General features: G+C 43.8%; 2 protein-coding genes. Both read left to right on the top strand.

Translation table 11 applies throughout. The annotated features are described in order from the left end of the window. Window positions 1-1,650 (top strand): alpha-glucosidase (ygjK, locus tag H5232_RS23055; RefSeq protein ID WP_182831622.1); only part of this gene is annotated, 1,650 nt, incomplete at its 5' end. 43 nt (window positions 1,651-1,693) lie between these two features. Beyond that, a partial coding sequence (locus H5232_RS23050; protein ID WP_182831620.1) for a DCC1-like thiol-disulfide oxidoreductase family protein occupies window positions 1,694-1,854 on the top strand: 161 nt, incomplete at its 3' end.

Below are 1,854 nucleotides of genomic sequence, written 5' to 3'. Positions count from 1 at the left end.
AGTGACACAACAATTGATAGCGATACCACGTTTTACACAACTTATTCGTACTTATTAAATAGCCAAGAAGCGGCAAACGAGCAGGCTATTATAAAAGATGTTTTAAACCAGCCCGAGCTGTATTTAGCCCGCAGTGCCACGCGTTGGCAAGGGTATATTAATAGTGCGCTGCGCCCGTTAGCCAGTGCCGATGAAAGGCATAAAAAGTTAGCCGTCAAAAGTATTGAAACCTTGATTGGTAATTGGCGTTCTAAAGCCGGTGCTGTTGGCTTTGATACCGTAAGTCCTGCCGTGACGGGACGCTGGTTTTCCGGTAATCAGACTTGGCCGTGGGATAGTTATAAGCACGCTTTTGCCCTGGCGACTTTTCACCCAGTACTCGCAAAGCAAAATCTCAATGCGGTATTTGAGCACCAAATAACAGCAAATGATGCTGTAAGACCGTGGGATGTAGGGTTTATTCCTGATTTAGTGGCTTATAATTTAAGCCCTGAACGGGGTGGTGATGGGACTAACTGGAACGAACGTAATACTAAACCCAGTTTAGCCGCTTGGGCTGTGTGGCAAGTTTATGAGTACACAAATGATAAGCAGTGGCTTGCGGAAATATTCCCAAAGTTGGTCAGCTATAGAAACTGGTGGCTAACTAATCGAGATCACAATGGCAATGGTGTGCCAGAGTATGGCGCAACAGTTGATAAGGCCCATACAACGGATGACGGTAAATTACGCTTTGAGGTGCAAACAGCAACGGGTTGGGCTGCGCAAAGTGGTCTTGAAAATTATAAGGATCAGCTTATCGCCCATCCACAAAAACAGATAAAGATCCCTGCGCAAACAGCGGCATCGTGGGAGTCGGGCCGAGATGATGCAGCGGTGTTTGGTTTCATTAGCAGTGAACAACTCGCGAAGTATATAAAAAATGGCGGTAAAGCCACTGATTGGCACGTAGGTTTTGCCGAAAATTTTGATAAAGCGGGGCGTTTGATTGGCTACTCATTACTGCAAGAATCAGTCGATCAGGCATCATACATGGCAGCGGATAATCGCTATTTAAGTAAAATTGCTAAAGAGCTGAATTATCCTCGCCAAGCGAGTTATTTTTTAAAACAAGCAACCAAACTAAGAGCGTATATAAATCGATGTATGTTCGATAGAACAACTGGCTATTATTTTGACATTGAAATAGCACCACAACCGTTAGCAAGTGGCTGTGCAGGCAAGCCGTTAGTTAAGCGCGGTAAAGGCCCTGAAGGCTGGTCGCCGCTATTTAATCAAGTAGCCACGGTTGAACAAGCGCAGCAAGTGGTTGATGTAATGCTTGATGAAAAAGAGTTCAATACCTACGTACCACTTGGCAGCGCGGCTTTGAGCAACCCTGCTTTTGGTGCAGATATCTATTGGCGAGGTCGAGTATGGCTTGATCAGCTGTATTTTGGTTTGGTGGGTATGAGTCATTACGGTTATTGTGAAAAGGCGCAGCAACTCAGTGAGCAACTACTTACTCATGCTGATGGCTTATTGGCCAGTGCTCCTATTCGCGAAAATTACAATCCTTTGACGGGCGAACAACAAGGCGCGCCTAATTTCTCGTGGAGTGCCGCGCATTTATTGTTGATAATGCAAAAACAAGGACGTTGGTGTGAGTAGGGCTAAATAAATATTGATATAAACGTTCAATTAAAGGCTAAGTATGTGTGAAATAAATGCTCAACAGCTTATGCAAAACAATAAAATAATACTCTTTGACGGGCAGTGTAAGCTTTGTAATGCATGGTGTAATTTTATTATTAAGCACGATAAAAAGCTGTGTTTTAAATTATGCAGTGTGCAGTCTTTAAAAGGCCAAGCAAT

This window comes from Pseudoalteromonas sp. SG41-5 (genome assembly GCF_014164495.1).
GTDB classification, from domain to species: domain Bacteria; phylum Pseudomonadota; class Gammaproteobacteria; order Enterobacterales; family Alteromonadaceae; genus Pseudoalteromonas; species Pseudoalteromonas rhizosphaerae.
This window is presented reverse-complemented; position numbering and strand designations above follow the sequence as displayed.